Below are 1500 nucleotides of genomic sequence, written 5' to 3'. Positions count from 1 at the left end.
GTTTCTTGCTAACAGCGGTAGGTCTACCTCTTATTACTATCGTTGCTATTGCTGTAGCAGGTGGATCATGGGATCACTTGACGCAAGATCTTCCGAAAAAAGCAGCAGTATTGATGGCAGCACTTATCTTCATCATTATTGGTCCTGCGTTTGCAGCGCCTCGTACAGGTCTAGTGGCTTACGAGATGGCCGTGAAGCCATTCTTTGTTGAAGCTTCTCAAGCGCACCTTACCGCGTTTTCTGTGATCTTTTTTGCGGTTGCAATGCTGTTCTCTTGGTTCCAAGGCCGTCTTATCGACTTGATCGGTAAAGTGCTGACTCCAGCGCTGTTTGTCGGTTTGATCATTCTTGCTGTTGCAGTATTCCTAGATCCTCAAGGCGATATGATTGGAGCTCGTGGTGAGTACCTAACTCAGCCACTAACCAAAGGCTTCCTTGAAGGCTACAACACCATGGATACTTTCGCATCGCTGATGTTTGGTATGTTGATGGTGGATGCACTGCGCGGCAAAGGCATCACGGAGCGTTCTGCGACGACTAAGTACCTGATTTTTGCAGGTTGTATCGCGGCGGCTGGTCTAGCATTTGTTTACATTTCGCTATTCTACCTAGGCGCTACCAGTGCAACAGTTGCTGCGGGCGCAGACAACGGTGGTCTGATTCTAAGCCAGTACGTTCAAGCATTGTTTGGCCCTTACGGTCAAATCGTTCTTTCTGTGATTGTATTGTTAGCGTGTCTGACAACGGCTATCGGCCTGATTTCAGCATGTTCTGATTTCTTCAGCTCGAAGACATCACTGTCATACAAGCAGTGGGTTCTAATCAACGGTGCTGTATGTGCTCTAGTTGCTAACGTTGGTCTAGCGCAATTGATTTCACTCTCTGTACCTGTACTGTTTGCCCTTTACCCAGTGGCGATTGCTTTGGTTGCTCTTACCTTTGTTCGTAGCAAACTGCCAAATCCTCGCTTTGCATACCGTGCGGTACTGCTAGTATCACTATTATTCGCACTTGTTGATGCAGCGAAAGTTGCTGGTTTGGATGTATCTGCGTTCAACGTACTACCGCTGTTTGAAGTGGGCATGGGTTGGGTTCTTCCTACTCTGGCAGCTATCATCTGCATGTTCTTCATCTCTAAATCTGTTCAACCAGAACTACGAGAAGAAGCGGCGTAAAGACGCTAGAAATTGAATAATGAAAAAGCCCGATGAAGTGATTCATCGGGCTTTTTTGTATCTGGTTCGCATCAACGTAAGCGTCGGTGCTTAAAGCGTATCGTGGAACTCCACAAGTACTTGTTCACACCACTTTTCAATTCGCTCGTCACTCAAATCGTATTGAGAATCTTCATCTAGTGCTAGGCCAACAAATTGGCTGCCATCTTCCGTTAGCGCTTTAGAGGCTTCAAACTCATAGCCTTCGTTTTGCCAATAACCGATAAACTGGGCGCCGGTTGCTTTTAACTCGTCGTGCAGTAGGCCCATGGCATCAAGGTACCAT

The 1500-nt window shown here is 46.9% G+C and carries 1 protein-coding gene and 1 pseudogene; one reads left to right on the top strand and one right to left on the bottom strand.

Annotated elements, in window-relative coordinates; genetic code table 11:
• The coding region (gene brnQ / locus R7P72_RS24200; RefSeq protein ID WP_318110855.1) for a branched-chain amino acid transport system II carrier protein at positions 1-1175 on the top strand (1175 nt) is incomplete at its 5' end.
• 90 nt (positions 1176-1265) lie between these two features.
• Here brnQ and R7P72_RS24195 read toward each other — a convergent pair.
• Positions 1266-1500, bottom strand: a pseudogene (locus tag R7P72_RS24195) (flavodoxin); the annotation flags it as partial.

The organism is Vibrio sp. Vb0888, from assembly GCF_033338835.1.
Classification (GTDB): domain Bacteria; phylum Pseudomonadota; class Gammaproteobacteria; order Enterobacterales; family Vibrionaceae; genus Vibrio; species Vibrio alginolyticus.
The sequence above is the reverse complement of the archived record's forward strand: the minus strand, read 5'-3'. Positions and strand labels throughout refer to the sequence as shown.